This window comes from Blastococcus goldschmidtiae, from assembly GCF_031845325.1.
GTDB lineage: Bacteria > Actinomycetota > Actinomycetes > Mycobacteriales > Geodermatophilaceae > Blastococcus > Blastococcus goldschmidtiae.
This window is the reverse complement of sequence record NZ_JAVREI010000015.1, coordinates 72,498-98,931: the sequence shown is the minus strand read 5'-3', so window position 1 is coordinate 98,931 and position 26,434 is coordinate 72,498. Positions and strand designations below refer to the sequence as shown.

25 protein-coding genes are annotated in these 26,434 nt (G+C 73.2%); 1 reads left to right on the top strand and 24 read right to left on the bottom strand.

Going from position 1 to position 26,434, the window contains the following annotated elements; all coding sequences use genetic code 11:
* Positions 1 to 8 precede the first annotated feature (8 nt).
* Entirely contained in the window at positions 9 to 1,289 is a 1,281-nt protein-coding gene (gene murA / locus RM425_RS17725; RefSeq protein ID WP_311346543.1) for a UDP-N-acetylglucosamine 1-carboxyvinyltransferase, read from the bottom strand.
* Positions 1,290 to 1,405: 116 nt separating this feature from the next.
* Here murA and RM425_RS17720 point away from each other — a divergent pair, with 116 nt between their 5' ends.
* Positions 1,406 to 2,020 (top strand): cob(I)yrinic acid a,c-diamide adenosyltransferase, encoded by a 615-nt coding sequence (locus RM425_RS17720; RefSeq protein WP_311346542.1) that lies wholly within the window; start codon positions 1,406 to 1,408, stop codon positions 2,018 to 2,020.
* A 64-nt stretch (positions 2,021 to 2,084) separates the two neighbouring features.
* Here the strand turns inward: RM425_RS17720 and RM425_RS17715 are convergent, their stop codons facing one another.
* The 23 genes from RM425_RS17715 to argS form a co-directional block, all read right to left on the bottom strand.
* Positions 2,085 to 2,486 carry a DUF2550 domain-containing protein gene (locus RM425_RS17715; RefSeq protein ID WP_311346541.1) on the bottom strand — a complete coding sequence of 134 codons (402 nt, stop codon included), beginning with the start codon at positions 2,484 to 2,486 and terminating at the stop codon, positions 2,085 to 2,087.
* 37 nt (positions 2,487 to 2,523) lie between these two features.
* Positions 2,524 to 2,913: a F0F1 ATP synthase subunit epsilon gene (locus tag RM425_RS17710; RefSeq protein ID WP_311346540.1), complete on the bottom strand. Its 390-nt coding sequence runs from the start codon at positions 2,911 to 2,913 to the stop codon at positions 2,524 to 2,526.
* A gap of 72 nt (positions 2,914 to 2,985) precedes the next feature.
* Positions 2,986 to 3,180 carry a hypothetical protein gene (locus RM425_RS17705; RefSeq protein WP_311346539.1) on the bottom strand — a complete coding sequence of 65 codons (195 nt, stop codon included), beginning with the start codon at positions 3,178 to 3,180 and terminating at the stop codon, positions 2,986 to 2,988.
* Between the two features lie 221 nt (positions 3,181 to 3,401).
* Positions 3,402 to 4,847 (bottom strand): F0F1 ATP synthase subunit beta, encoded by a 1,446-nt coding sequence (gene atpD, locus RM425_RS17700; RefSeq protein WP_311346538.1) that lies wholly within the window; start codon positions 4,845 to 4,847, stop codon positions 3,402 to 3,404.
* Between the two features lie 46 nt (positions 4,848 to 4,893).
* The gene (locus tag RM425_RS17695; RefSeq protein ID WP_311346537.1) at positions 4,894 to 5,877 is read right to left on the bottom strand and encodes a F0F1 ATP synthase subunit gamma; all 984 of its coding nucleotides are present in this window, start codon (positions 5,875 to 5,877) and stop codon (positions 4,894 to 4,896) included.
* Between the two features lie 3 nt (positions 5,878 to 5,880).
* On the bottom strand, positions 5,881 to 7,518 hold the full coding sequence (atpA, locus tag RM425_RS17690; RefSeq protein WP_311346536.1) for a F0F1 ATP synthase subunit alpha: 1,638 nt from the start codon (positions 7,516 to 7,518) through the stop codon (positions 5,881 to 5,883).
* Positions 7,519 to 7,571: 53 nt separating this feature from the next.
* Positions 7,572 to 8,447: a F0F1 ATP synthase subunit delta gene (locus RM425_RS17685; RefSeq protein ID WP_311346535.1), complete on the bottom strand. Its 876-nt coding sequence runs from the start codon at positions 8,445 to 8,447 to the stop codon at positions 7,572 to 7,574.
* The gene (locus RM425_RS17680) at positions 8,447 to 9,019 is read right to left on the bottom strand and encodes a F0F1 ATP synthase subunit B (RefSeq protein ID WP_311346534.1); all 573 of its coding nucleotides are present in this window, start codon (positions 9,017 to 9,019) and stop codon (positions 8,447 to 8,449) included. Before RM425_RS17680 ends, RM425_RS17685 begins: the two co-directional genes overlap by 1 nt.
* A gap of 52 nt (positions 9,020 to 9,071) precedes the next feature.
* Positions 9,072 to 9,302: an ATP synthase F0 subunit C gene (gene atpE / locus RM425_RS17675; protein ID WP_014377627.1), complete on the bottom strand. Its 231-nt coding sequence runs from the start codon at positions 9,300 to 9,302 to the stop codon at positions 9,072 to 9,074.
* Between the two features lie 124 nt (positions 9,303 to 9,426).
* The gene (gene atpB, locus RM425_RS17670) at positions 9,427 to 10,254 is read right to left on the bottom strand and encodes a F0F1 ATP synthase subunit A (RefSeq protein ID WP_311346533.1); all 828 of its coding nucleotides are present in this window, start codon (positions 10,252 to 10,254) and stop codon (positions 9,427 to 9,429) included.
* Positions 10,255 to 10,588: 334 nt separating this feature from the next.
* A complete protein-coding gene (locus RM425_RS17665; protein ID WP_311346532.1) occupies positions 10,589 to 11,092 on the bottom strand; it encodes a hypothetical protein in 504 nt (167 codons plus the stop codon).
* On the bottom strand, positions 11,089 to 12,348 hold the full coding sequence (locus RM425_RS17660) for a glycosyltransferase family 4 protein (RefSeq protein WP_311346531.1): 1,260 nt from the start codon (positions 12,346 to 12,348) through the stop codon (positions 11,089 to 11,091). The genes RM425_RS17665 and RM425_RS17660 overlap by 4 nt, the downstream gene beginning before the upstream one ends.
* Before the next feature lie 288 nt (positions 12,349 to 12,636).
* Positions 12,637 to 13,278: an L-threonylcarbamoyladenylate synthase gene (locus tag RM425_RS17655; RefSeq protein WP_311346530.1), complete on the bottom strand. Its 642-nt coding sequence runs from the start codon at positions 13,276 to 13,278 to the stop codon at positions 12,637 to 12,639.
* Positions 13,279 to 13,327: 49 nt separating this feature from the next.
* Positions 13,328 to 14,845, bottom strand: coding sequence for a protein kinase domain-containing protein (locus RM425_RS17650; RefSeq protein WP_311346529.1), 1,518 nt, complete (start codon positions 14,843 to 14,845; stop codon positions 13,328 to 13,330).
* Between the two features lie 11 nt (positions 14,846 to 14,856).
* A complete protein-coding gene (gene prmC, locus RM425_RS17645; protein WP_311346528.1) occupies positions 14,857 to 15,711 on the bottom strand; it encodes a peptide chain release factor N(5)-glutamine methyltransferase in 855 nt (284 codons plus the stop codon).
* Positions 15,712 to 15,748: 37 nt separating this feature from the next.
* On the bottom strand, positions 15,749 to 16,819 hold the full coding sequence (gene prfA, locus RM425_RS17640; protein WP_311346527.1) for a peptide chain release factor 1: 1,071 nt from the start codon (positions 16,817 to 16,819) through the stop codon (positions 15,749 to 15,751).
* Between the two features lie 84 nt (positions 16,820 to 16,903).
* Positions 16,904 to 17,140 carry a 50S ribosomal protein L31 gene (gene rpmE / locus RM425_RS17635; RefSeq protein WP_311346526.1) on the bottom strand — a complete coding sequence of 79 codons (237 nt, stop codon included), beginning with the start codon at positions 17,138 to 17,140 and terminating at the stop codon, positions 16,904 to 16,906.
* Positions 17,141 to 17,323: 183 nt separating this feature from the next.
* Complete coding sequence (gene rho / locus RM425_RS17630; RefSeq protein ID WP_311346525.1) at positions 17,324 to 19,546, bottom strand: transcription termination factor Rho; 2,223 nt, start codon at positions 19,544 to 19,546, stop codon at positions 17,324 to 17,326.
* Between the two features lie 238 nt (positions 19,547 to 19,784).
* Positions 19,785 to 20,708 carry a homoserine kinase gene (gene thrB, locus RM425_RS17625; RefSeq protein ID WP_311346524.1) on the bottom strand — a complete coding sequence of 308 codons (924 nt, stop codon included), beginning with the start codon at positions 20,706 to 20,708 and terminating at the stop codon, positions 19,785 to 19,787.
* Between the two features lie 77 nt (positions 20,709 to 20,785).
* A complete protein-coding gene (gene thrC / locus RM425_RS17620; RefSeq protein WP_311346523.1) occupies positions 20,786 to 21,862 on the bottom strand; it encodes a threonine synthase in 1,077 nt (358 codons plus the stop codon).
* The gene (locus RM425_RS17615) at positions 21,859 to 23,163 is read right to left on the bottom strand and encodes a homoserine dehydrogenase (protein ID WP_311346522.1); all 1,305 of its coding nucleotides are present in this window, start codon (positions 23,161 to 23,163) and stop codon (positions 21,859 to 21,861) included. Before RM425_RS17615 ends, thrC begins: the two co-directional genes overlap by 4 nt.
* Positions 23,160 to 24,668 (bottom strand): diaminopimelate decarboxylase, encoded by a 1,509-nt coding sequence (gene lysA / locus RM425_RS17610; protein ID WP_311346521.1) that lies wholly within the window; start codon positions 24,666 to 24,668, stop codon positions 23,160 to 23,162. The genes RM425_RS17615 and lysA overlap by 4 nt, the downstream gene beginning before the upstream one ends.
* Entirely contained in the window at positions 24,665 to 26,326 is a 1,662-nt protein-coding gene (argS, locus tag RM425_RS17605; RefSeq protein WP_311346520.1) for an arginine--tRNA ligase, read from the bottom strand. Before argS ends, lysA begins: the two co-directional genes overlap by 4 nt.
* Between the last annotated feature and the right edge of the window lie 108 nt (positions 26,327 to 26,434).

Genomic DNA, 26,434 nt, shown 5'->3' with positions numbered 1-26,434 from the left:
GTCCTTCTTCAGCCGGGCCGCTGCGTCCGCTCGACCTTCGCGCCGAGGCTGCGCAACTGCTGGACGAAGTCGGGGTACCCGCGGTCGACGTGGTGCACGTCCTGCACCTCGGTGAGGCCGTCGGAGAGCAGGCCGGCCAGGACCAGCCCGGCCCCGGCCCGGATGTCGGTGGCCACGACCGGCGCGCTGGAGAGCCGCTCCCGGCCGCGGACGACGGCGTGGTGGCCGTCGATGCGCACGTCGGCACCGAGGCGCACCAGTTCGTTGACGAACATGAACCGGCCCTCGAACACGTTCTCGGTGATCAGGGCCGTGCCGGTCGACACGGCGGCCAGCGCCACCGCCATGGGCTGCAGGTCGGTCGGGAATCCCGGGAACGGCAGCGTGACGACGTCGACCGCGCGCGGCCGGTCGGCCATCGCCACGCGCAGCCCGCCGGGCAGCTCCTCGACCGTCGCCCCGGCGTCGGCGAGCTTGTCCAGGGCCACGCGCAGGTGACCGGCGACCGCCCGCTCGATGACCACGTCGCCCCGGGTCATGACGGCGCCGATGGCCCACGTACCGGCGACGATCCGGTCGGGCACGGTGGTGAAGGTGACCGGCGAGAGCCCCTCGACGCCCTCGACGGTGAGCGTCGAGGTGCCCGCGCCGTCGATCTGCGCCCCCATCGCCGTGAGCATCGCGCAGAGGTCGACGATCTCCGGCTCCCGGGCCGCGTTGTCGATGACCGTCGTCCCCTCGGCGAGCACCGCCGCCATGACGAGGTTCTCGGTGGCGCCGACGGAGGGGAAGTCCAGCCAGATCGAGGTGCCGGTCAGCCGCGGCGCGGTGGCGACGAGGAAGCCGTGCTCGCTGATGACGGTGGCGCCCAGCCGCTCCAGGCCGGCGATGTGCATGTCCAGCCCGCGGGAGCCGATGGCGTCGCCGCCCGGCAGGGCGACCCGGGCGCTGCCGCACCGCGCGACCAGCGGGCCCAGCACGCTGATCGAGGCGCGCATGCGGCGCACGAGGTCGTAGTCGGTCTCCGTCGAGGGCTGCTCGGGCACGTCGACGACCACCCGGCCGCCGCCTCCGCTGCCGGGCCGGGGCGTGTAGGTCACCCCGCACCCGAGCCGGCGCAGCACCTCGCTCATGATCGAGACGTCGAGGATGTCGGGGACCTCGTCGATCGCGGTGCGCCCCGGCGCCAGCAACGCGGCGGCCATGAGCTTCAGCGCACTGTTCTTCGCCCCGGTGACCCGCACCCTGCCGGACAGGGCCGCTCCCCCGGACACCTCGAAGCACTCCACCCGACCACCCTACGGCGGCAGCCGGGGACCCTCCGTCTCGTGGCCCCGCCGCAGGGTCCCGCCGCGAGCGTGCGAGCGGTGGGGGGCCGACGGGGTCCTTCTCCTACGCTGACGTCATGACCGTCCGGCTCACCCGCATCTACACGAAGACCGGCGACGCCGGTCAGACCCACCTGGGCGACATGAGCCGGGTGTCGAAGACCGACCCACGGCTGGTGGCCTACGCCGACGTGGACGAGACCAACAGCGTGCTCGGGACGGCGCTGGCCCTGGGCTCCCCCGAGCCGGCCCTGGCCGACCTGCTGCGCAGCATCCAGAACGACCTGTTCGACGTCGGCGCCGACCTCTGCACCCCGATCACGCCGGACCCGCAGTACCCGCCGCTGCGCATCACGGCGGCGTACACCGAGCGGCTGGAGGCCGCCTGCGACGAGTACAACGAGTCGCTGCCCAAGCTGAACAGCTTCATCCTCCCCGGCGGCACCCCGCTGGCCGCCCTCCTGCACCAGGCACGTGTCGTGGCCCGGAGGGCGGAGCGCAGCGTCTGGGCGCTGTTGGAGGCCGACGAGGCGGACGGCCGGACCGGCGTCACCAACCAGGAGACGGCCCGCTACCTCAACCGGCTGTCGGACCTGCTGTTCATCCTGTCCCGGGTGGCCAACCCCGGCGGCGACATCCTGTGGGAGCCCGGCGGCCCCACCCGGAGCGAGAGCACCGACCGACCGGAGTGAGGACGGCCTTCCTGCAGGGCCCCGCTGCGAGCGTGCGAGTCGCGGGGGGCAGGGAGGTCCTTCTTCAGTGCCGGGGCGGGGCGGATTCGACCCAGGAGAGGAAGCCGGTCACCGTCGAGCGGTCCATGGCCAGGTCACGGTGCCCTGCGGCGGTCGAGCAGGAGAGGACGACGACGTCCTCGGGGAGTGCCAGGTCCTCCCGGCCCGCCCGGCGCTGTGACTCGACGGAGAAGCCCGACCGGCACAGCCGGTGCTGCGGCCGCACGGACAGCGACAGGGCGCGGTACCAGAGCAGCTCCTCCCCGCCGTACCACGCGACGCCCACCGACCAGCGCGACGAGTTCGGCGTGCGCAGCCACATGGTGACCGCCCCGAGACCGGAGAGCAGGAAGCGGCGGCGGAGCAGGAAGGCGACGGCGACCACGACGAGCAGCAGGCCGAGCAGGACCAGCAGGACCGTGGTCACGGGAGGAGCAGGTTCCGCGCTGAGGGTGCCGGCCGCCTCAGACGGTCTCGCCGGCGGCGCGGAGCCGGGACTGCGCCCGCCGGGCGGCGTCGAGGGCGTCCGGGTCGTCGCCGGCGGACTCTGCCCGGCGCAGCGCGTCGCGGGCGCGCTCGACGTCGATCTCCGAAGAGATCTCGGCGGTCTCCGCCAGGATGGACACGCCCTGCTCGCTCACCGAGAGGAAGCCGCCGTGTGCGGCGACGGTGAGGTCCTCGCCGGTGTCGGTGCGGATCGTGACGACACCGCCGGGGGCCAGCTGGCCAAGCAGCGGCGCGTGGCCGGGCAGCACGCCCAGTTCACCCTCCGTCGTGCGCGCGATGACCATCGTGGCCTCACCGGACCAGATCTTGCGCTCTACGGCCACCAACTCGACCTGCAGGGTCGCCACGACACTCCTCGGGATCCACGGACGGGGCCCCAACAGTAACGCCGGGGGCGAGCGGGCTGTGCCGGGCCCCTCTCAGGCGGCGCGGCGGTACAGCAGCGTGAAGCGGCCCACGCGCACCCAGGGGTGACGCACGGTGGACGCCGGCGCCCACTCGTCGATGCGGTAGCGGGCCAGGTCGACCGGCTCCTCGGGCGCGTAGGGAGCCCACGTCCAGGCGGGATCGTGCCCGCTGCCCTCGGGGTGCTGCGCTGCGCTGGTCGGTTCCACGTCGAGCCTCTGCGACGGCGCCCGCCGCTCGGGCGCTCCACCGCCCATCGTCGGCAGACAGGCCGGGGAACTGGAGTGCCCCGGGGCAGGAACCACACGGACGAGTGACAGGACGCCGACGGCCGGGCCCCGAGGGGACCCGGCCGTCAGCAGGTCGTTCACGGCCCCGTCCGGAGGCTCGCCCCGAGCGTGCGAGGGGTGAGAGGGACGGGGTCCTTCCGCTACGCCTTCTTGAGCTTGGCCGCGTTGCGCTCGAGGTCCTCAAGCCCACCGCACATGAAGAAGGCCTGCTCGGGGACGTTGTCGTAGGTGCCCTCGGTGAGCGCCTTGAAGGACTCGAGGGTCTCCGACAGCGGGACGAACGAGCCGGGCTGACCGGTGAAGGCCTCGGCCACGAACATGTTCTGCGAGAGGAAGCGCTCGATGCGCCGGGCCCGGTTCACGGTGACCTTGTCCTCTTCACCGAGCTCGTCGATGCCGAGGATCGCGATGATGTCCTGCAGCTCCTGGTAGCGCTGCAGGATCTGCTTCACCCGCTGGGCGATCTGGTAGTGCTCCTCGCCGACGTACTGCGGGTCGAGGATCCGGCTGGTGGAGTCCAGCGGGTCCACGGCCGGGTAGATGCCCTTCTCCGAGATGGGCCGCGACAGGTTCGTCGTGGCGTCCAGGTGGGCGAACGTGGTGTGCGGCGCCGGGTCGGTGATGTCGTCGGCGGGCACGTAGATCGCCTGCAGCGAGGTGATCGAGCGGCCCCGGGTCGAGGTGATCCGCTCCTGCAGCTGACCCATCTCGTCGGCCAGGGTCGGCTGGTAGCCCACGGCCGAGGGCATGCGGCCCAGCAGCGTGGAGACCTCGGAGCCGGCCTGGGTGAACCGGAAGATGTTGTCGATGAAGAGCAGCACGTCCTGGTTCTGCTCGTCCCGGAAGTACTCGGCCATCGTCAGCGCCGACAGCGCGACCCGCAGGCGGGTGCCCGGCGGCTCGTCCATCTGGCCGAACACCAGCGCGGTGGACTCGATGACGCCGGACTCGGTCATCTCCGCGATGAGGTCGTTGCCCTCACGGGTGCGCTCGCCGACGCCGGCGAACACCGAGACGCCACCGAACTCCTGCGCGACACGACGGATCATCTCCTGGATGAGGACCGTCTTGCCGACGCCGGCACCGCCGAACAGGCCGATCTTCCCGCCCGCCACGTAGGGCGTCAGCAGGTCGATGACCTTGATGCCGGTCTCCAGCATCTCGGTGCGGCCCTCGAGCTGGTCGAACCGCGGCGGGTTCCGGTGGATGCCCCAGTGCAGCGCGTCCGCGCCGTGGCCGGGGGTGTCCAGGCACTCGCCGAGGGTGTTCCAGACGTGGCCCTTGGTGACGTCACCGACGGGGACGGAGATCGGCTTCCCCGTGTCGGCGACGTCGGCCCCGCGGATCAGACCGTCGGTCGGCGCCATCGAGATGGTGCGGACGACGTTCTCGCCCAGGTGCTGCGCGACCTCGAGGGTGAGGGTCTTGCTGAGGTCGGCGAGCGTGACATCGACCTTCAGCGCGTTGAAGAGGTCGGGCATCGCGTCGCGGGGGAACTCGACGTCGACGACCGGCCCGGTGACCCGCACGACGCGGCCGGTGGCCTGCGTCTGCGTGGTGGACGGACGGTCCTCGGTGACGGTCATCTGTAGTGCTCTCCTGCCCTGGGGCTCGGGGGATCGTTGCGTGGATTCAGTCGTTGGCGCCGGAGGAGACCAGTGCGTCGGCGCCGCCGACGATCTCGCTGATCTCCTGGGTGATCTCTGCCTGGCGGATCTGGTTGGCCTGGCGCGAGAGGTTCTTCGCCAGCTCCTCCGCGTTGTCCGAGGCGGACTTCATCGCCCGCCGCCGGGACGCCGACTCGGAGGCCGCGGCCTCCAGCATCGCCGCGTAGATGCGGGTGGTGACGTACTTCGGCAGCAGGGCGTCCAGCAGCCCCTCGGCCGACGGCTCGAACTCGTAGGAGGTGGGGACGCCCGAGTCACCCGACCCGCTCGCGGGGTTGGCTTCCCTGGCCTCGCGCTCGTAGTCGAACTCGTCGACCTCCTCGACCTCCAGGGGCGCCATGCGCTTGGCGACGGGCACCTGGGCGAGCAGCGAGCGGAACTCGGTGTAGACGATGTGGAGCTCGTCGACCCCCAGCAGCCCGTCGTCACCGGCGCCGCCCTGCTCGTCGTCGTCCTCACCGGCTGTGAAGACGTCGATCAGGGCCCGCCCGACCTCCTGGGCGTCGGCGTATCCGGGCTGCTCGGAGAACCCGGTGAAGGTCTGCTCCATCTCGCGGTCGCGGAAGCGGTAGTACGTCTCGCCCTTGCGGCCGACCACGTAGAGCACCGGCTGCTTGCCCTCCTGGCGCAGCAGGGCGAGCAGCTCCTCGGTGCGTCGCAGCACGTTGACGTTGTACGAGCCGGCGAACCCACGGTCGGAGGTGATGACCAGGACGGCCGCGCGCCGCGGGTTCTCCCGCTCCGTGAGCAGCGGGTGGTCCAGCGACGCCGACGACGCCAGCGCCGACAGCACGCGCGTGATCTCCCGGGCGTAGGGCTTCGACGCCTCCACCCGGGCCTGGGCACGCACGATGCGGGCACCGGCGATCAGCTCCTGGGCCGAGAAGATCTTCTTCGTCGACCTGGTGGAGCGAATGCGGCGCCGCAGCGCGCGGAGGTTACCGGCCATCGGTCAGCTGCCCCGCTTGACCTGGACGCGCTCCTGACCCCGCTCCGAGGCGTCCATGGCCTCGGCCTCGGGCTCGTTGCCCAGGAGCGACTCACCGTCGGAGGTCGTGAACTGCCCGTAGAAGGACTCGACGGCCCGCTCGAGCGCGGCCACGGTGTCGTCCTCGAGCTTCTTCGACGAGCGGATCGTGTCGAGGATGCCGCTGTCACCGCGTCCGATGTAGTCGAGGAACTCGCCCTCGAACCGGCGCACGTCGGAGACCGGTACCCGGTCGAGCCGGCCGGTGGTGCCCAGCCACAGGGAGACGACCTGCCGCTCCACCGGGAACGGGGAGTACTGGCCCTGCTTGAGCAGCTCGACGAGCCGCTGCCCGCGGTCGAGGGTGGCCCGGCTGGAGGCGTCCAGGTCCGAGGAGAACGAGGAGAACGCCTCGAGCTCGCGGAACTGGGCCAGGTCCAGGCGCAGCCGGCCGGCGACGGACTTCATCGCCTTGATCTGGGCCGAGCCGCCGACGCGGGACACCGAGATGCCGACGTTGATGGCCGGGCGGACACCGGAGTTGAACAGACCGGTCTCGAGGAAGATCTGCCCGTCGGTGATGGAGATGACGTTGGTCGGGATGTAGGCCGACACGTCGTTGCCCTTGGTCTCGATGAGCGGCAGACCCGTCATCGAACCGGCACCCAGGTCGTCGGAGAGCTTCGCGCAGCGCTCCAGCAGACGGGAGTGCAGGTAGAAGACGTCGCCCGGGTAGGCCTCGCGGCCCGGCGGACGGCGCAGCAGCAGCGACACCGCGCGGTAGGCCTCGGCCTGCTTGGTCAGGTCGTCGAAGACGATCAGAACGTGCTTGCCCTCGTACATCCAGTGCTGCCCGATGGCCGAGCCGGTGTACGGGGCGATGTACTTGAAGCCGGCGGCCTCGGAGGCGGGGGCGGCGACGATGGTCGTGTACTCCATCGCCCCGGCCTCCTCGAGGGCCGAACGGATCGCGGCGATCGTCGAGCCCTTCTGGCCGACGGCGACGTAGATGCACCGCACCTGCTGAGCCGGGTCACCGGTGGCCCAGGCCTGCTTCTGGTTGATGATCGCGTCGATGGCGATGGCGGTCTTGCCGGTCTGGCGGTCACCGATGATCAGCTGGCGCTGGCCACGGCCGACCGGCGTCATGGCGTCGATGGCCTTGATGCCGGTCTGCAGCGGCTCGTGCACCGACTGGCGCTGCATGACGTTGGGGGCCTGCAGCTCGAGCGCCCGGCGTCCGGTGGTCGCGAGGGGGCCGCCACCGTCGATCGGGTTGCCCAGCGGGTCGACGACCCGGCCGAGGTATCCGTCGCCGACGGCGACCGAGAGGACCTCGCCGGTGCGGCGGACCTGCTGGCCCTCCTCGATCCCGGAGAAGTCACCCAGGACGACGACACCGATCTCGCGGACGTCGAGGTTCAGGGCCAGGCCGCGGACGCCGCTCTCGAACTCGAGCAGCTCGTTGGTCATGACCGAGGGCAGGCCCTCGACGCGGGCGATGCCGTCACCCGCCTCGGTGACCGTGCCGACCTCCTCGCGGGAGACGTCGGGGCGGTACTCGGTGACGTAGTTCTGGATGGCACTGCGGATCTCATCAGCGGAGATCGTCAGCTCGGCCATGGCTCTGGTCCTCTTCCCTGCAGGGTTCGTGTCGTTGTCGTGGGAGCGGGCGGTCAGCCGGCCAGCCGCCGGCGGGCGGCTTCCAGCCGGTGGGCGATGCTGCCGTCGATGACCTCGTCGCCGACCTGGATGACCAGGCCGCCCAGCACGTCGGGGTCGACGGTCACCTGGAGTCCGACGGCCCGCCCGTAGAGCCGGCCCAGCACCTCCGTCAGGCGCTGTTCCTGGGCCCGGGTGAGCGGGACCGCGGATGTCACACGGGCGACCGACTGACCGCGGCGGCGGCTGGCCACCTCGGACAGCCGCTCGATGGCGACCTCGGCGGTGCCGACGTGTGCGCCGGTCAGCACGTTGCGCAGCAGCTGCTCGGTCACCGGGCTCACCCGGCCGGACAGCAGCCGGTCGAGCAGGGCCGACCGGCCCTCCACCGACGCCTTGCGGTCGCTGAGGATGCGGGCCAGCTCCCGGTCGCCGGCGACGATCCGCCCGAACCGGAAGAGCTCGTCCTCGACGCCGTCGAGCTCACCACGGGCGTCCGCTGCGTCCAGCGACGCCTCGGTGGCCACGGTGATGGTGGCGTCGACCAGGTCGATCGGGTGCGACCACCGCTGCCGGGCGATCGTCTCGACCAGGTCCAGCGCGGTCGAGGACAGCTGCGAGGCGAAGAGGCGGCGCACCAGCTCGGCGCGCTCCTCCGGCTTCCCCGCCGGGTCGGCCATGGCGCGGCGCAGCGACAGCTGTGAGGTGAGCACGCGCGACACCGCGAACAGCTCGTCGGCCAGCGCCAGCAGCTCCGGTCCGGTGGCGGCGCGGGCGGGCTGGCCGGTGATCCGGTCCTTGGCCCGCTCGAGCACCCCGGAGGCGGGTCGCGTCAGCTGCTCCAGGCGCTCGTGCACCTGGAGCGTGGCCGCCCTGCTGGATGCCTCCATCAGCGGTTGCTCTCGCCCGCGACGACGGCGCCACCCCGGCCGTCGCCGGACGCGGCCATGCCGTCCAGCTCCGCGAGGAAGCGGTCGACGGTGCCGCTGCGGCGGGCGTCGTCGGCCAGCGACTCGCCGACCACGCGACCGGCGAGGTCGACGGCCAGGGTGCCGATCTGCCCACGGAGCTCGTGCACGATCTGCTGCCGCTGAGCGGTCAGCTGCTCCTCGCCGCGGGCGACGATGCGGGCCGACTCCTCCTGCGCCTGGGTACGCAGCTCCTCGAGGATCTGCTGCCCCTCGGCGCGCGCGGCGTCACGGATCTGCGCCGCCTCGTTCCGCGCCTCGGCGAGCTGCGCGCGGTACTGCTCGAGCGATGCCTTCGCCTCGGCCTGCATGGCCTCGGCGCGCTCGATGCCGCCCTCGATCGCCGCGCGACGAGCCTGGAAGACCTGCTCGAAGCGGGGCGCGACGAACTTGATCACCACGAACAGCACGATCGCGAAGGCGATCAGACCGATGATGATCTCGCCGACGGGCGGGACCAGGACGCTCGGTTCTTCAGCGGCCAGGATGCTCATGCTCTCAACGTCCCTGTCTGGAATCGGTGACCGTACGCGGGAGGCGTACGGATCAGGTGCCGTAGACGAGGGGGGCGACGAAGCCGATCAGGGCCAGCGCCTCGGCGAGCGCGAAGCCCAGGAAGGCGTAGGTGCGGGTCAGGCCGGCCGACTCCGGCTGGCGAGCGGTGGCCTGGATGTAGGCGGCCCACACCAGACCGACACCGATGCCCGGGCCGATCGTGGCGATGCCGTAGCCGACCGAACCGATGCTGCCTTCGAGCTCTGCGAGAACCTCGATCATTGCGGGGTGTTCCTCCTGTGTCGTCGCCCGGCGGTCACCGGGCGGCTGGCGGGGTCGTGCGGTAGTGCGGTGTGGTGCGGTGGTGCAGTGCGTGGGGCGGCCGAGCGCGGCCACCGGGGTCAGCTCAGTGCGCGGCCTCGACGGAACCGTTGAGGTACGTGCCCATCAGCATGGTGAAGACGTAGGCCTGCAGGAAGATGACCAGCAGCTCGAAGAAGGTCATCACGATCGCCATGAGCGCCGAGATCGGGCCGAAGACGGCCGAGAAGTTGCCCACCTGCAGCAGGTAGACCGCGCCGAGGGAGAACGTCACCAGCAGCATGTGGCCGGCGAACATGTTGGCGAAGAGTCGGATCGCCAGCGTGAACGGCCGGACGACGAAGTTCTGCAGCAGCTCCAGCGGCGTGATCAGGATGTACATCGGCTTGGGCACGCCGGGCAGGAACATGATGTCGCGGAAGTACGGCCACAGGCCCTGGTTCTTGATGCCGACCGCGATGTAGACGACCCAGCAGATGAGCGCGAGGACGAGCGGGAAGGCGAACTTCGACATCGGCGAGATCTGGGCGAACGGGATGATCGCCATCAGGTTGTTCGCGAGGATGAAGAAGAAGAGCGCGGCGAGGAACGGCGCGAACGGCAAACCCTTGGGGCCGATGACGTCGCGGGCGATCCCGTCGCGGACGAACGAGTAGCCCGACTCACCGAGGAACTGCATCTTGCCCGGCACGATCTGCGGGCTGCGCACGGTGGCGAGCAGGAAGGCGACCACCGCGGCGGTCGCGATCCAGAGCAGCAGCGTGATGCGGGTGATCTCGAACTCGATGCCGAGCACCGAGGGGCTCCAGAGCACCTCGGGGAAGAACTCCCCGATGCCGGGGGGCGTGAACCCGCCGCCGGGGTCGCTCTCCACGGCGAGGACGTCGCCGAGCGCGTGGGCGCTGGAGGTCACCGTTGTCCTTTCTGCGTCCTGGACCGGCTACCTCGCCCGCCCGGGGTGTGGCTGCTCCGCGATCCGGGGACTGGATCGGCGGCTCCGTACTTGACGACGACCACGTAGATGGCCACCGCCATGCCGAGGATGATGCCGATCGGGGCGAACAGGCGAACGTCCAACCACCGGTCGAGCAGCCACCCGGCCCCACCCCACACGGCCATACCGGAGAGGAGCGTCCCGGTGACCGACCAGCCCATGTCGGCCCCACTGGGCTGACGGGCTGGACTCGCAGGGCGTGGTCGAGCGCCTCCGTCTCCGGAGGTGTTCTCGGCCATCGGATCGGACACTATCAGCCGGCCTTTCCGGTGCTGCCCGGCTCCCGGGCAACCACCTGGTCGGACGACCCCGACGGCGGCTCGGGCGGGGGCACGTAGAAGATCTGACGGGTCCACACCCAGCGGAGCTGGATGCCGCTCCAGAGAAGAGCGCCGACGACGACGGCCCACGCCACGGTGCGCCGGTCGAGCCACCCGTCGGCGGGCAGCGCGTCCAGGACGGCGAACAGCACGATGGCCTTGACGAAGAAGGCGAGCAGGGCCGCCGGCAGGGTGAGGGTGTCCCCGATGCGTCCCGCGAAGGCGACCGCCAGGCCCGACACCGCGAAGAACGCCGTCACGATGACGGCGGAGAGCCCGATCGCGGCGGCGTGCTCCCATCCTGCGACCAGGCCCGCGACCAGCGCGGCGACCGCGGCGACGGCCACGGTGAGGAGCGTCCCGACACGGAGGAACGAGACGTCCCAGGGCGCCGTGCTGCGTGCGGGTGGCGGTCGGGTGGTGCTGCCGGTGCTCATCGGACGACCTCCGGGGCGTCGGTCTTGCGGGCGTTGCGTGCGGCGGCCCGGCTGGCGCGCGTCTCGCTGCCGCGCCCCCGCACCGCCCGGGCGGTCGGGTGGTCGGCGCGGCTGCGCTGCCGCTGGGCCGCGAGTTCGGCCGCCCGGGCCTCGCGGGCGGCGCGGCGGGCCCGCGGGCTGAGGACGACGACGAGCCCCACGACCAGGAGCACGGCGATCGCCACCAGGAGCTCCGCCGTCCCGCCGGTGATCGACAGCGCGACCGCACCGAAGGACAGCAGCGCGGCCCAGAAGTACATGACCAGCACGGCCCGCCGGTGCGAGTGGCCGATCGACAGCAGCCGGTGGTGCAGGTGCATCTTGTCCGGGGCGAAGGGCGAGCGGCCCTGCCGGGTGCGCCGCACCACCGCCATCACCAGGTCGATGAAGGGAATGAAGAGCACCGCGACCGGCACGAGCAGGGGCAGCGTGAGCGGCAGCAGGGTGGCCGCCGAGTCGAAGGACTGCGGGTCCACTCCCCCGGTCGCCGTGACCGCCGCGGCCGACAGCATCAGGCCCACCAGCATCGAGCCGGAGTCGCCCATGAAGATGCGCGCCGGGCTGAAGTTGTGCGGGAGGAAGCCCAGGCAGGCGCCGGCCAGCACGGCGGTGATCAGCGCCGGTGCGCTCGCCACGTCGTCGTACCCGACCAGGCCCAGGTGGTAGCTGTAGGCGAAGAAGGCCAGCGCCGCGATGGCGGAGACGCCGGCCGCCAGTCCGTCCAGGCCGTCGATGAAGTTGAGCGCGTTGACGACCAGCACGGTGAGCAGGATCGTGAGCGGCAGCCCGACGTCGGGCCCCAGCGTGAGCGTCCCGATGTCGGCCACCGGCAGGAACAGGATCGACAGCTGGACCCCCAGCAGGCCCATGAGGCCCGCGGCGGCGATCTGCCCGGTGAGTTTCGTCAGGGCGTCCAGGCCCCACTTGTCGTCCAGCACGCCCAGGGCGCAGATCACGCCGCCGCCGACCAGGACCGCGTAGGTCTGGGTGTCGTCGAAGGTCCGCTGCAGCGCCGGCAGCCGGCTGGCCACCAGCACCGCCGTCACCACGCCCAGGTACATGGCCACGCCTCCCCCGCGGGGCGTGGGGATGGAGTGCACGTCGCGTTCCCGCGGCGCGGCCATCATCCGGAAGCGGACGGCGAGCTTCCGCACCACCGGGGTGGTCAGGAAGGTGACCAGCGCGGCGGTGAGCATGACGACGGCGTACTCGCGCATCGGCTCAGCCGGCGGGGATCGGCTCGGGACGGGTCCGAGGAGCAGGCCTGCTCATCCAGCCGCCCTCCCGGACGTCGTCGTGCCGCGACACCTCTGGGCGCCGCGGCGGTCGTCCCACGGTAGCGCTCCGACATGGCAACGCTCCGCGTTGCACCGCGGCCAGGAGCCGTGCCCCTGCTGCGACGAGCTGTCCCCGCCCCTACTCGGGGAACCCTCCGGGCCCCCACTCGTCGAGTCGAAGGACGCGAGCCGCCGCATCGCCGACCCTCCGGGCCGGCTCGCGTCGACTCAATCGGTCAGGTCGGGGACGGCGTCCCGGAGCCGGTCGACCGGGATGGCACCGACCCGCAGGACCCGTGGCACCGGACCGGTGCAGTCGACGATGGTGCTGGGCGCGGAGTCGGCGCGGGGCCCGCCGTCGAGGATCACCGCGGCGTGCTCGCCCAACTGGACCGCCGCCTCCTGCGCGGTGGTGGCCGCCGGGCGCCCCGAGCGGTTGGCGCTGGACACCGCCAGCGGACCGGTGCGCCGGAGCAGGTCCCGGGTCAGCTCGTCGTCGGGTAGCCGGACGGCCACCGTCCCCTCGGCGTCGCCCAGGTCCCAGGCCAGCGACGGCGCGTGTTCCACGACCAGGGTCAGCCCGCCGGGCCAGAACGCCTGCGCGAGCGCGGTCGCCGCGGGCGGCGTCTGCATCACCAGGCCCGCCATGGTGGAGGCCTCGCCGATCAGCACGGGCACCGGCATCGCGCGACCGCGGTTCTTGGCGGCCAGCAGCCCCGTGACCGCACCGGGGCTGAACGCGTCGGCGGCCACGCCGTAGACGGTGTCCGTGGGCAGCAGGACCAGCTCGCCCCGGCTGATGGCCGCCGCGGCGGCGTCGAGACCGGCCGCGCGCACGTCGGGATCGGAGCAGTCGTAGAGATCGGCCACGGGGACGAAGTGTGTCACCGGGCCCGTCGACGTCCGGCGGCGCCCGGGCTCACTCGTCGTCGCCGCCCCCCTCCTCGTCGCCGCCGCCCTCCTCGTCGTCCTTCTTGTCCTCGTCGTCGTCCTTGCCGTTCCCGTTCCCGTTGCCCTGGTTGCCGTTGCCGTTGCCCTGGTTGCCCTCGTTCCCGTTCCCCCCGCCGCCGTTGCCCTCGTCCGCCGGGGCGGGCGCCGGGAGCGGCGCGGGGACCGGCGCGGGGACCGGCTCGGGCTCGGGCACCGGGGGCACGGCGTAGGTGAGCCGGACCAGCGAGTCGGCCGGCAGGGTACCGGTCGGGCCCACGGCGGTGACCGTGCCGGCGGTCGCGTCCGCCGTCTCGACCGGCACGAGCTCGACCCGGAGGCCGCGACCGATCAGCTCGGCCTGCACCTCCCGGACCGGGCGGCCGAGGAGGTCCGCGGCGACCACGTCGATGCCCGCGGGCTCCTCAGGAGCGGTCTCCTCCGCCGTGGCCGGTGGCGCGCCGTCGCGGAGCGCCGACGCGACGATGCCCACGCCCGCGGCGCCGAGCAGCGCCGCCACGAGGAGCACGACCGGCCACCGACGCCGGCGCGGCCGGTCCTCGGGTGCCGCGACCGCGGTGGCCGCGGTCGCCGGCACGGCCCCGGCCGCCGGCACGGCCGCGGCCGCCGGCACGACCGGGAGGACCGCGGTCGCCGGCAGCGCCGTGGCGGATGCACCGGCGAGCACGGCGTCGACGCCGTCGCGCAGCGCCGTCCCGTCCGGGAAGCGGACGGCGGGGTCCTTGGCCATGGCCCGCTCCACCAGCGCCCGCACCGCGGGCGGGACCGCCGCCGGCAGCGGGTCGGGGTGCTCGCGGATCTGCATGACCGCGATCTGGACGGCGCTCTCGCCCTCGAACGCCCGCCTGCCGGTCAGGCACTCGTAGCCGACGGCACCGAGGGCGTAGACGTCGCTCGCGGGGCTCGCCGGCCGACCGGAGGCCTGCTCCGGGGACAGGTAGTGCGCGGTACCGAGCACCTGCCCCGTGGCGGTGATCGCGACGCTGGCGGCCGAGCGGGCGATCCCGAAGTCGGTGAGCTTCACCCGGCCGTCGCGACCGACCAGCAGGTTGGCCGGCTTGATGTCGCGGTGCACGACGCCCGCGGCGTGCGCGGCGCCGAGCCCGTCCGCGGCCTGCCGCAGCACGTCGAGGGTGCGCGGCACGTCCAGGTGCCCCTCGCGGTGGAGCACGTCGGCCAGCGACTCGCCCTCGACCAGCTCCATCACCAGGTAGGCCACCGGCGGGGTGCCGGGCGATCCCGGTTGCTCGCCGTAGTCGAACACCGCGGCGATGTGCGGGTGCGTGAGCGTCGCGGCGTGCTGGGCCTCCGCCCGGAAGCGGGTGCGGAAGGCCGGGTCGGCGGCGAACTGGTCGCGCAGCACCTTGACCGCGACGGGGCGGTCGAGGAGCGTGTCGCGGCCGCGCCACACCTGGCCCATGCCGCCACCGGCGATCAGCGTCCCCAGGCGGTACCTGTTCGCGATCAGTCCGGTCTGCGATTCCGTCACCGGTCCTCCAGTCAGCCGCGGCGAGCCGTCGTGAACCTCGGCCGGCCGGCGAGGTCGGGGTGGTCGGCCACCTCGGAGAAGGCGCCGTGCGACCGGACCACCGCCGGCAACGCCGTCCCCTGCTGGTCGGCGTGCTCGATGCCCAGCCGGCCGCCCGGACGCAGCAGCCGGGCGGCGACGTCGAGCATGCCCCGTACGACATCGAGGCCGTCGGGCCCGCCCCACAGCGCCAGCGGTGGGTCGTGGTCGGCCACCTCTCGCGGGACCCGGGCGCCGTCGGGCACGTAGGGCGGGTTGGACACGACCACGTCGACCCGCCCGTCCAGCTCGGGGAGCAGGCCTGCGTCGGTCATGTCACCGGCGACGACGCCCACCGGGGTGTCCCGCGCCCCCGCCCGCGTCAGCGCGTTGTGCCGCGTCCAGGCCAGCGCCCCGGGGTCGCGCTCGACCGCGGTCACCCGTGCGCCCGGGTGCTCGTGCGCGATCGACAGCGCGATGGCGCCCGACCCGCTGCCCAGGTCCACGACGATCGGCCCGTCCAGCCCGGCCAGCTGCTCCAGCGCCCATTCGACCAGCAGCTCGGTCTCCGGGCGCGGGACGAACACCCCGGGCCCGACCGCCAGCTCGAGCTGCCGGAACGGGGCCCGGCCCGTCAGGTGCTGCAGGGGCACCCGGTCGGCCCGCTGCTCCAGCAGGCCGGCGAACCGGGCGGCGTCCTCGGCGGCGACGTCGTCGAGCGTGAGCAGCCCGGCGCGCGGGCGGCCGACCACGTGCGCCATCAGCAGCTCGGCGTCCACCCGGGGCGACTCGACGCCGGCCTCGGCGAGCCGCCGGGCCGCATCGGCCAGGAGCGTCCTGACATTCATCCCGGCCAACCCACCCCTGATCCCGACCGCCCCACCCCTAGGACCCGGCCGCCAGCAGCTCGGCCGTGTGCGCGCTGCTCAGCGCGTCGATCACCGCGTCGAGTTCGCCGTCGAGCACCTGGTCGAGGTTGTGCGACTTGTAGCCGACCCGGTGGTCGGAGATCCGGTTCTCCGGGAAGTTGTACGTGCGCACGCGCTCGCTGCGGTCGACGGTGCGGACCTGGCTGCGGCGCTGGTCGCTGGCGGTGGCCGCCGCCTCCTCGCGGGCTGCGGCCAGCAGCCGGGAGCGCAGCACGCGCAGCGCCGACTCCCGGTTCTGCAGCTGGCTCTTCTCGTTCTGCGAGCTCACCACGATCCCGCTGGGCAGGTGGGTGATGCGGACGGCGGAGTCGGTGGTGTTCACGCTCTGCCCGCCCGGCCCGGAGGACCGGAAGACGTCGATGCGCAGGTCGTTCGGGTCGACGGTCACGTCGACCTCCTCGGCCTCCGGCAGCACCAGGACGCCGGCCGCCGAGGTGTGGATGCGGCCCTGGCTCTCGGTGGCCGGCACGCGCTGCACCCGGTGGACGCCGCCCTCGAACTTCAGCCGGGACCAGATGCCCTCGTCACTGCGCGACTTGATGGCGACCGCCACGTCCTTGTAGCCACCGAGCTCGGCGTCCTGGGCGTCGAGCACCTCGGTGGACCAGCCGCGGCGCTCGGCGTAGCGCAAGTACATGCGCAGCAGGTCACCGGCGAACAGCGCCGACTCCGCGCCGCCCTCCCCCGCCTTGATCTCGAGGATGACGTCCTTGTCGTCGTCGGGGTCCTTGGGCAGCAGTTCCTCGTTCAGCCGGCCGGTGAGCTCCTCGATCCGGCGCTCGAGAGCAGTCGCCTCGGCGGCGAAGGAGGCGTCCTCGGCGGCGAGCTCCCGGGCGGTGCCGAGATCTCCACGGGCCTCGTCGAGGGCGCGGGCGGTCTCCACGAGCGGAGCCAGCCGGGCGTAGCGGCGGCTCAGCCGGCGGGCGCGGGCCTGGTCGCCGTGCACCGCCGGGTCGGCGAGCTCCTGCTCCAGCGACGCGTGCTCGGCGAGCAGGCTCGCCAGCCGGTCGCGTGCGGGGCTGCTCACGGGGTCACTCCTCGGCGCGGTCGGGTCCGGACATGACGACGGCGCCCGCCCCACCGCGAGGTGGGACGGGCGCCGTCGGACGTGCTACTTGTCGGCGGTCTCGGCGCCGGCCGCAGCGCGCTTGCCGAACCGCTTCTCGAAGCGGGCCACGCGGCCACCGGTGTCGAGGATGCGCTGCTTGCCGGTGTAGAAGGGGTGGCAGGCGGAGCAGGTCTCGACGGTCAGCTGACCGGTCGGCGAGGTGCTGCGGGTGGTGAAGGTGTTGCCGCAGCCGCAGGTCACCGTGGTGACGTTGTAGGCCGGGTGGATGTCGGGCTTCATGGCTGCGCCTCTTCTACGAAGTCTGTGTCGTCCAGTGCTGTGAACGCCGGGGACCGGAGGGCTATTTCCGGCGAGCCGGCGGGGCTCGGTCGACCAGTCTCCCAGATCGGGAGACCGGCCGGCCGGTCGGCCTCGTCCCGAGGCTCACCCCGAGCTCGCGAGGGGTGAGGAGGACGAGGTCCTTCATTCCTGGCCGGGGCCCAGCGTCGTCTTCTGGATCTGCATGAGGAACTCGACGTTGTTGCGGGTCTTCTTGAGCTTGTCGAGCAGCAGTTCCAGCGCCTGCTGGGGCTCCAGCGCGCCGAGGACCCGGCGCAGCTTGATGACGATGGCCAGCTCGTCGGGCGACATGAGGATCTCCTCCTTGCGCGTGCCCGACGCGTTGACGTCGACGGCCGGGAAGACCCGCTTGTCCGCCAGCCGGCGGTCCAGCTTGATCTCGGCGTTCCCGGTGCCCTTGAACTCCTCGAAGATGACCGTGTCCATCGTGGAGCCGGTCTCGACCAGCGCCGAGGCGATGATCGTGAGGGAGCCGCCGTTCTCGATGTTGCGGGCAGCACCCAGGAAGCGCTTGGGCGGGTAGAGCGCCGTGGAGTCGACACCACCGGAGAGGATGCGCCCGCTGGCGGGGGCCGCCAGGTTGTAGGCGCGGCCCAGGCGGGTGATCGAGTCCAGCAGCACGACGACGTCGTGGCCCATCTCGACCAGGCGCTTGGCCCGCTCGATGGACAGCTCGGCGACCGTGGTGTGGTCCGACGGCGGCCGGTCGAAGGTCGAGGCGATGACCTCGCCCTTCACCGAGCGCTGCATGTCGGTGACCTCTTCGGGCCGCTCGTCGACGAGGACCACCATGAGGTGGCACTCGGGGTTGTTCGTCGTGATGGCGTTGGCCAGCGACTGCAGCACCATCGTCTTGCCGGCCTTGGGCGGCGACACGATGAGCGCCCGCTGCCCCTTGCCGATCGGCATGACCAGGTCGATGACCCGGGTGGTGAGCAGGTGCGGCTCGGTCTCCAGCCGCAGGCGGTCCTGCGGGTAGAGCGGGGTCAGCTTGGTGAACTCGGGCCGGTCCTTGGCCTGCTCCGGGTCCAGCCCGTTGACGGTGTCCAGCCGGACCAGCGCGTTGTACTTGTCCTTGCGCTCGCCCTCACGAGGCTGGCGGACGGCGCCGGTGATCGCGTCACCGCGGCGCAGGCCGTAGCGGCGCACCTGCGACAGCGACACGTAGACGTCGTTCGGCCCGGTGAGGTAGCCCGAGGTGCGGACGAACGCGTAGTTGTCGAGCACGTCGAGGATGCCGGCGACGGGTAGCAGGACGTCGTCCTCGCTGATCGTCGGCTCGCCCTGGTCGAAGCGGTCGCGACCGCCCACGGCAGCGCCGCGCTTGTTCCGGTCGCGGTAGCGACGTCCGCGACGGCCGCGGCCGCCCTCGAAGTCGTCGTCGTCCTCGTCGCCGGCGTTCGGCCCGCGGCCGGCGTCCGTGCGGTTGTCGGCGCGGTTGCCCGGCCGGCCGTCGCGCTCGGTGCGGTCCCCGCGGTCGGGACCGCGGTTGCCGTCCCGGCTGCCGTCCCGGTTGCCGCGTTCGGGGCGGTCGCCCCGCTCGCCGCCGTCGCGGGCGCCCCGCTCGGTGCGGTCGGTGCGGTCGGTGCGGTCGTTCCGCTCGGTGCGGTCGGTTCGGTCGTTCCCGTCGCGGGTGGCGCGCTCGGGGCTGTCACCCCGCTCGGCGCGGTCCCCGCCCTCGCGGTTGGCGCCCTCGCGGTTGTTCTCGCGGTCGCGGTTGTTCTCGCGGTCGCCGCGGTTGCGGTTCCGGTCGCGGTTGCGCTGCGGACGGTCGCCGTCGCGCTCGCCGTCGGACTGCTCGCCGTCCCGGGGACCGGTCTCGGCCGGTGCGGTGTCGGCCGGTGCGGTGTCGGCCGGCGCGGCCTCGGCGGGCGCCGCGGCGGCGTCGGTGCCGTCACCGGCCGGCGCGACGTCGGCGGTCGGGGACCCGGCGGGGCGGCTGGCGCCGCGACGGGCGCGCGGAGGCCGTGCCTCGGCGTCGGTCGTGGTGAGGGGACCGCCGTTGGCGCCACCGCTGATGGGTGCCTCGAGGGGCGCGGCCGTGGCGGCCACGCCGCGCGCACGGTCGGCACCGTCGTCCTGACCCTCGCTGCGCGGCGCCGGGGCGGGGGTCTCACCGCCGACCTGGCGGGCGGAGATGGCGGCGACGAGGTCGCCCTTGCGCATGCGTCCCGTGCCGGAGATGCCCAGCTCGGCGGCCAGGCGCTGCAGCTCGGGCAGCAGCATCCCGGACAGGCCGGTGCCGCGGCGCCGGGCGCGGCCCGCCGTCTCAGGAGCGGCGGGTGCCTCGCTCGTGTCGGCGGCGTCGGGCGCGCCGGTCATGGCGAGGTCGGTGCTTTCGCTCACGTACAGGTCCTTCCCTGCGGTGACCTGCGCGTTCCAGCGCAGGGGGTGCACCGCTCCCTGTGGGCCCGGGCATGAGGCGGGGGCACGAGAGGGAGCGGGTCGAGAATGTGGGGCGGATCAGCGGCGGAATCGCCGGCTTCGGCCTCACGCGAGGCTCGCCCGAGTGGGCGGCTACGCCGTGAGCCTAGACGCCAGCCCACGGACAGGACAACACCGGTTGGTTCCAGCGTGTTCGTCGTTATCGAGACGATACCCGGCTCATCGGGCGGCCGACGTGCGCCCCGGCGGGATCGACGTCCAGCGGCAGGACCGTCCACCCCTCGGGCGCGAGTCCGGCGATGGCCCGCACCTCGTGGTCGCCGGGGCGCCCGTCCGCGTCCACCACGGTGCGGCGGCCGAGCACCAGCACCGACGGCCCGGCGCCGGAGACGACGGCGGCGTGCCCCTCCGCCCGCAGCCGGTCGACCAGGGCCAGTGACCCGGGCATCGCCGCGGTGCGCTGCCGCTGGTGCAGCCGGTCCTCGGTGGCCTCGAGCAGCAGGGCGCCCGAGGTCAGCGCGTGCACGAGCAGCGCGGACCGTCCCGCGTTGAACGCGGCATCGGCGTGCGGCACGACGTCCGGCAGCAGCCCGCGGGCCACCTCCGTCGACAGCGTCGCGTCGGGGACCAGGACCACCGGTAGCACGCTCTCGTGCACCGGCAGGCTGTCCGCACCGACCCCGCGCTCCCCCGTCCAGGACAGCGTCAGGCCGCCGAGCAGGCAGGCCGCGACGTTGTCGGGGTGCCCCTCCAGCTCGGTGGTCAGCCGCAGGACGGCGTTCCCGTCGACGGTGTCGACGTCCGGGCACAGCGCCCAGGCGGCCAGCACGCCGGCCACCACCGCGGCGGCGGAGGAGCCCATGCCCCTCCCCTGCGGAATGGCGTTGCGCGCCGACACGTGCAGTCCGGACGGCGTCCAGCCGAGCTCGGCGCAGGCCGCCCGGAAGGCGCGCACCACCAGGTGCGACTCGTCGGTGGGCAGCTCACCGACGCCCACGCCGGCGATGTCCACGGCGAGGCCGTCGGGGAGGACGGAGAACTCGAGTACGTCGTGCTGCGCCAGCGCCAGACCTGCGCAGTCGAACGCCGGTCCGAGGTTGGCGCTGGTCGCCGGGACGCGCACCGCGACCCGATCGGTACCGGCCGCGTCCCGGGTTCCCTCGCGAGCCTGCGAGCGGAGGGGAGGACGTGGTCCTTCCATCACAGGCCCAGCTGCGCTGCGGCCGCCGCCGCATCGACCGGGATGGTGATAGGCGCCGGCGCCCCGGAGATCGCCCACTCGGGGTCCTTGAGACCGTTGCCCGTGACCGTGCAGACGATCCGCTGACCGGGCTCGAGCTCACCGGCGGCGTGCACCTGGAGCAGCCCGGCCACCGACGCCGCGGACGCGGGCTCGACGAAGACCGCCTCCGTGCGGGCCAGCAGCCGGTAGGCCGAGAGGATGGCGCGGTCGGTGACGGCGTCGATCCGCCCGCCGGAGTCGTCGCGGGCGGCCAGCGCCTTGGTCCAGGACGCCGGATTGCCGATCCGGATCGCGGTCGCGATCGTGCTCGGGTTCTCGACCACGGCCCCGTTGACGATGGGGGCGGCACCGGCGGCCTGGAACCCCCACATCCGCGGCGTGGAGGTGGCCGTGCCGTCGGCCGCGTACTCGCGGTAGCCCTGCCAGTAGGCGGTGATGTTGCCGGCGTTGCCGACCGGGAGGCAGTGGATGTCCGGGGCGTCCCCGAGCACGTCGACGATCTCGAACGACGCCGTCTTCTGGCCCTCGATGCGGTACTGGTTGACGCTGTTGACCAGGCTCACCGGGTAGTCGATGGCGAGCTTGCTGGCCAGTGCGAGGCAGTCGTCGAAGTTGCCCTCGACCTGCAGCAACTGGGCGCCGTGCACCAGCGCCTGGGCCAGCTTGCCCATGGCGATCTTGCCCTGGGGCACGAGCACGGCGCAGGTGATGCCCGCGCGGGCGGCGTAGGCGGCGGCACTGGCGCTGGTGTTGCCGGTGGAGGCGCAGATGACCGCCTTGGCGCCCTCCTCGACGGCCTTGGTGATGGCCATCGTCATGCCGCGGTCCTTGAACGAGCCCGTCGGGTTGGCGCCCTCGACCTTGAGGTAGACCTCGCAGCCGGTGCGGCTGCTCAGTTCCCGGGCGTGCACGAGCGGGGTGGCGCCCTCGTGCAGGGTGATGACGGGCGTGGTGTCGCTGACCGGCAGCCGCGACCGGTAGGCCTCGATCAGCCCCGGCCAGCCCGGGGACACCTGTGCTTTCGAGACGCTCATGACAGACCCTCCACGCGCAGGACGCTGGTGACCCCGCGGACCGCAGGCATGTCCCGCAGCGCGGCGATGGTGGCGGACAGCGCCGCGTCGGGCGCGCTGTGCGTGACGATGACCAGCGTGGCGGCGTCGCCGCGGCCGGTCTGGCGGACGGTGGAGATGCTCACGTCCTGCCGGGCGAACTCCTGCGCGACGGCCGCGAGGACGCCGGGCTTGTCGGCCACGTCGAGGCTGACGTGGTACCGCGTCGGGGTCTCGGCCATGGGGCGCACCGCGAGGTCGGCGTACCCGGTCGGCCCCTGGCCCGAGGCGCCGGCCACCCGGTTGCGAGCCACCGCCACGAGGTCGCCGAGGACGGCGCTGGCGGTGGGCTCGCCACCGGCGCCCTGGCCGTAGAACATCAGCTGCCCGGCGGCCTCGGCCTCGACGAAGACGGCGTTGAAGGCGCCGCCGACCGACGCCAGGGGGTGGGTCGTGGGGATCATCGCCGGGTGCACGCGGACGGCCACGGAGTCCCCCGCACCGTTCGGGACGCGCTCGCAGATCGCCAGCAGCTTCACGGTGCAGCCGATCTCCGCGGCCCGGGCGACGTCCGTGGCCGACACCGCCGAGATGCCCTCGCGGTGCACGTCGGCCGACGACACCGGCGTGTGGAAGGCCAGCGAGGCGAGGATGGCCGCCTTCGCCGCGGCGTCGAAGCCGTCGACGTCGGCGGTCGGGTCGGCCTCGGCGTAGCCCAGCTCGGTGGCCTCGGCCAGCGCCTCGGCGAACCCGGCGCCGGTCTCGGCCATGCGCGACAGGATGTAGTTCGTCGTCCCGTTGACGATGCCGACGACCCGGCGCAGCTGGTCCCCGGCCAGCGACTCGCGCAGCGGCCGCAGCAGCGGGATCGCACCGGCGACGGCGGCCTCGTAGTACAGGTCGACCCCGGCCTCGGCGGCGGCCGCGTGCAGGCCCGGGCCGTCCTCGGCCAGCAGCGCCTTGTTGGCGCTGACGACCGACTTCCCGGCCTCGAAGGCGGCGTACATGAGGCTGCGGGCGGGCTCGATGCCCCCGATGACCTCGACGACGAGGTCGACGTCGTCGCGGCGCACGAGTGCGGCGGCGTCGGTGGTCAGCAGGTGCTGCGGGACGTCGGGGTGGTGCGCGGGGCGGCGCACCGCGATGCCGACGACCTCGACCGGCCGGCCGATGCGGGCGGCGAGGTCACCGGCCTGGTCACCGACGAGCCGCAGGACGGCGCTGCCGACCGTGCCGCAGCCCAGCAGGGCGACCCGCAGCGGGGTGGACGACGGGCCGCTCACGAGCGGGCTCCCGCGGCGTGCTCGGGCGCGGGCTGGTCGATGGCCGGGGAGGGCGCGGGCACGTCGGCGAGGACGGCGTCGAGGGCGAACACGTCCGACAGTGTCTGACGCCGCACGATCTCGGTGGCCACGGCCTCCCGGACGGCCACCACCGGCGGCTTGAGCAGGTAGTTGTAGTTGCTCGCCATGGACCAGCAGTAGGCACCGGTGGCCGCGACGGCGAGCAGGTCGCCCGGGGCGACGTCGGAGGGCAGCCACAGGTCGCGCACCAGGATGTCGCCGCTCTCGCAGTGCTTGCCCACGACGCGGCACAGCGCCGGCGGCGCGTCGGAGGTGCGGTTCGCCAGCACGCAGGTGTAGCTGGCGTCGTAGAGCGCGGTGCGGATGTTGTCGCTCATCCCGCCGTCGACCGACACGTAGTTGCGCACGGGCATTCCCCCACCCGCCCCGGTCCCCGGCGTGCCGCCCGAGCCGAGCCGCACCGGCTTGATGGTGCCGATCTCGTACAGCGTCACCGTGCCGGGACCGGCGATCGCCCGGCCCGGCTCGACGGCCAGCCGCGGGACCGGCAGGCCCAGTGCGGCGCACTCCGCGGCGACGACGGTCCGCAGCTTCGCGGCGACGTCGGCCGGGCTGACCGGGTCGTCCTCGGGGAGGTAGGCGATACCGAAGCCGCCGCCGAGGTTCAGCTCCCCGAGCAGCTCACCGGTGGCCTGGTGGATCTGGCCGAGCAGGCCGACGACGCGGTGCGCGGCCGCCTCGAAGCCGGCGGTGTCGAAGATCTGCGAGCCGATGTGGCTGTGCAGGCCGGCCAGCCGCAGCGCGGGTTCGCGGATGACCCGCACCGCCGCGGTGAGGGCGTCGCCGGTCGCGAGGGAGAAGCCGAACTTCTGGTCCTCGTGCGCCGTGGCGATGAACTCGTGGGTGTGCGCCTCGATGCCGACGGTGGCGCGGATGAGCACCGGTACGGGGTCGCCGCCGGCGGCGACCCGCGCGGCGGCCAGCGGGGCGAGCCGGTCGATCTCGTCGAAGGAGTCGAGCACGACGTGCCCGATCCCCGAGTCGACGGCCAGCTGCAGCTCCACGAGGGACTTGTTGTTGCCGTGCAGCGCGATCCGCCCGGCCGGGAAGCCGGCGGCCAGCGCCAGGGCCAGCTCGTTGCCGCTGCAGGCGTCCAGGTGCAGACCGTCCTCGGCGATCCACCGGGCCACCTGGCCGCAGAGGAACGCCTTGGAGGCGTAGTGCACGTCGGCGCCCTCGAACGCGGTCGCGAAGTCGGCGGCGCGGCCCCGGAAGTCGGCCTCGTCCAGGACGAACAGCGGGGTGCCGTGCTCGCGGGCGAGGTCGGTGACGGCACGGCCGGCCAGGTGCAGCTCGCCGTCGACCCGGGTGGCCGACCTCGGCCAGACCTGCGGGTCCAGGGCGCCCAGCTCGGCCGGTGGCGCGCCCGCGCCGGTCGGCTGCTGGATGTTGCCGTGCAGCGGCCCCGCCGGATGCGCTCTCACATCCGCTCCGGAGCGCTGACGCCGAGCACGTCGAGACCGTTGCGCAGGACGGTCGCCGTCGCCGCGCACAGCCACAGCCGGGCGGTGGTCAGCGAGGTGACCTCCTCGTCGCCGCGGGGCAGCACGCGGCACGAGTCGTAGAAGCGGTGGTAGGTGCCGGCCAGCTCCTCCAGGTACCGGGCGACCCGGTGCGGGGCGCGCAGCTCGGCGGCGGAGGCGAGCACCCGGGGGAACTCGCCGACGGCGCGCAGGAGGTCGCTCTCCCGCGGGTGGTCCAGCGCCGCGACGTCCACGTCGCCGGCCTCGCCGAGCCGAACCCCCAGGTCGGCCGCGTTGCGCAGCAGCGAGGAGATGCGGGCGTGCGCGTACTGCACGTAGAAGACCGGGTTGTCGTTGGTCTTCCGGCTCCACAGGTCGGCGTCGATGTCGATCTGCTGGTCGACCGAGGCGCGGGCCAGCGCGTAGCGGGCGGCGTCGATGCCGACGGCGTCGACCAGGTCGGTGAGCAGCACGAAGTTGCCCCTGCGCTTGCTCATCCGGACCGGCTCGCCGTCCTTGACCAGGTTCACCAACTGGCCGATGAGGATCTCGAGGTTGGCGTCGGGGTCGTCGCCCGTGGCGGCCACCAGCGCCTTGTACCGGCCGACGTAGCCGGAGTGGTCCGCGCCGAGCATGATCACGACCCGCTCGAAGCCGCGCGACCGCTTGTCCAGGTAGTAGGCGCAGTCGGCGGCGAAGTAGGTGGGCTCGCCGCCGGCCTTGACGAGGACGCGGTCCTTGTCGTCCCCGAACGTCGTCGTGCGGAGCCACACGGCGCCGTCGGCCTCGAAGACGTGGCCCTGCTCGCGGAGCCGGGCCACCGCCTTCTCCAGGGCGCCGGACTCGTGCAGCGTCCGCTCCGAGAAGAACCGGTCGTAGTGGACGCCGAAGCCGTCGAGGGTGGTGCGGATCTCGGCCACCATCGCCGCGACGCCCTGCTCGGCGAAGACCGCGACCTGGTCCTCCTCCGGCAGGTCGAGGAGACCGGGCACGCCGGCCACCACCTGCTGCGCCACCGCCTCGACGTAGTCGCCCTGGTAGCCGTCCTCGGGCACCGACCGGCCGTGCGCGACCGCCTGCAGGCTGCGCCCGAACCGCTCGATCTGCGCGCCGGCGTCGTTGACGTAGTACTCCCGGCTCACCTCGGCGCCGGTCGCCTCGAGCAGCCGCGCCAGCGCGTCGCCCACGGCGGCCCACCGGGTCGACCCGAGGGTGACCGGGCCGGTCGGGTTCGCCGACACGAACTCCAGGTTCAGCTTCTGGCCGGCGAACGCGTCGGTGCGGCCGTAGCCCGCGCCCGCCGTGACGGCCCGCACCGCGATGGTCCCGAGCGCGCCCTTGGCCAGCGTGATGTTGAGGAACCCGGGACCGGCGACGTCGACCGACGCGATGCCCTCGTGCGCCCGCAGCTCCCCGGCGAGCAGTTCGGCCACCTCGCGGGGCGGGCGGCCCGCGGGCTTGGCCAGCCGGAGGGCGATGTTCGTGGCGTAGTCGCCGTGCTCGGGGTTCTTCGGCCGCTCGACGACGACCTCGGCGGGGACCTCGACGGGCAGCGCGCCGCGGTCGACGACCGCGCCCACGGCGGTACGGACGACGGCCTGCAGCTGCTCCGGTGTCACCGCACGAGCGTACTGACCGGGCCCCTGCCGCCTCGGCGCCCCCGCCCGGCGGATGCAGGGAACGTCCAGGTTCGCGACCTAGACTCGCCGCCGCACCGTGCACCCCGC

Bases quoted from the DNA above. Each gene is read 5' to 3' on its own strand.
- RM425_RS17720 (WP_311346542.1), top strand. From the start codon at position 1,406: ATGACCGTCCGGCTCACCCGCATCTACACGAAGACCGGCGACGCCGGT.
- atpD (WP_311346538.1), bottom strand. From the start codon at position 4,847: ATGACCGTCACCGAGGACCGTCCGTCCACCACGCAGACGCAGGCCACC.
- RM425_RS17695 (WP_311346537.1), bottom strand. From the start codon at position 5,877: ATGGCCGGTAACCTCCGCGCGCTGCGGCGCCGCATTCGCTCCACCAGG.
- atpA (WP_311346536.1), bottom strand. From the start codon at position 7,518: ATGGCCGAGCTGACGATCTCCGCTGATGAGATCCGCAGTGCCATCCAG.
- RM425_RS17685 (WP_311346535.1), bottom strand. From the start codon at position 8,447: ATGGAGGCATCCAGCAGGGCGGCCACGCTCCAGGTGCACGAGCGCCTG.
- RM425_RS17680 (WP_311346534.1), bottom strand. From the start codon at position 9,019: ATGAGCATCCTGGCCGCTGAAGAACCGAGCGTCCTGGTCCCGCCCGTC.
- atpE (WP_014377627.1), bottom strand. From the start codon at position 9,302: ATGATCGAGGTTCTCGCAGAGCTCGAAGGCAGCATCGGTTCGGTCGGC.
- RM425_RS17665 (WP_311346532.1), bottom strand. From the start codon at position 11,092: ATGAGCACCGGCAGCACCACCCGACCGCCACCCGCACGCAGCACGGCG.
- RM425_RS17660 (WP_311346531.1), bottom strand. From the start codon at position 12,348: ATGCGCGAGTACGCCGTCGTCATGCTCACCGCCGCGCTGGTCACCTTC.
- prmC (WP_311346528.1), bottom strand. From the start codon at position 15,711: ATGAATGTCAGGACGCTCCTGGCCGATGCGGCCCGGCGGCTCGCCGAG.
- rpmE (WP_311346526.1), bottom strand. From the start codon at position 17,140: ATGAAGCCCGACATCCACCCGGCCTACAACGTCACCACGGTGACCTGC.
- thrC (WP_311346523.1), bottom strand. From the start codon at position 21,862: ATGAGCGTCTCGAAAGCACAGGTGTCCCCGGGCTGGCCGGGGCTGATC.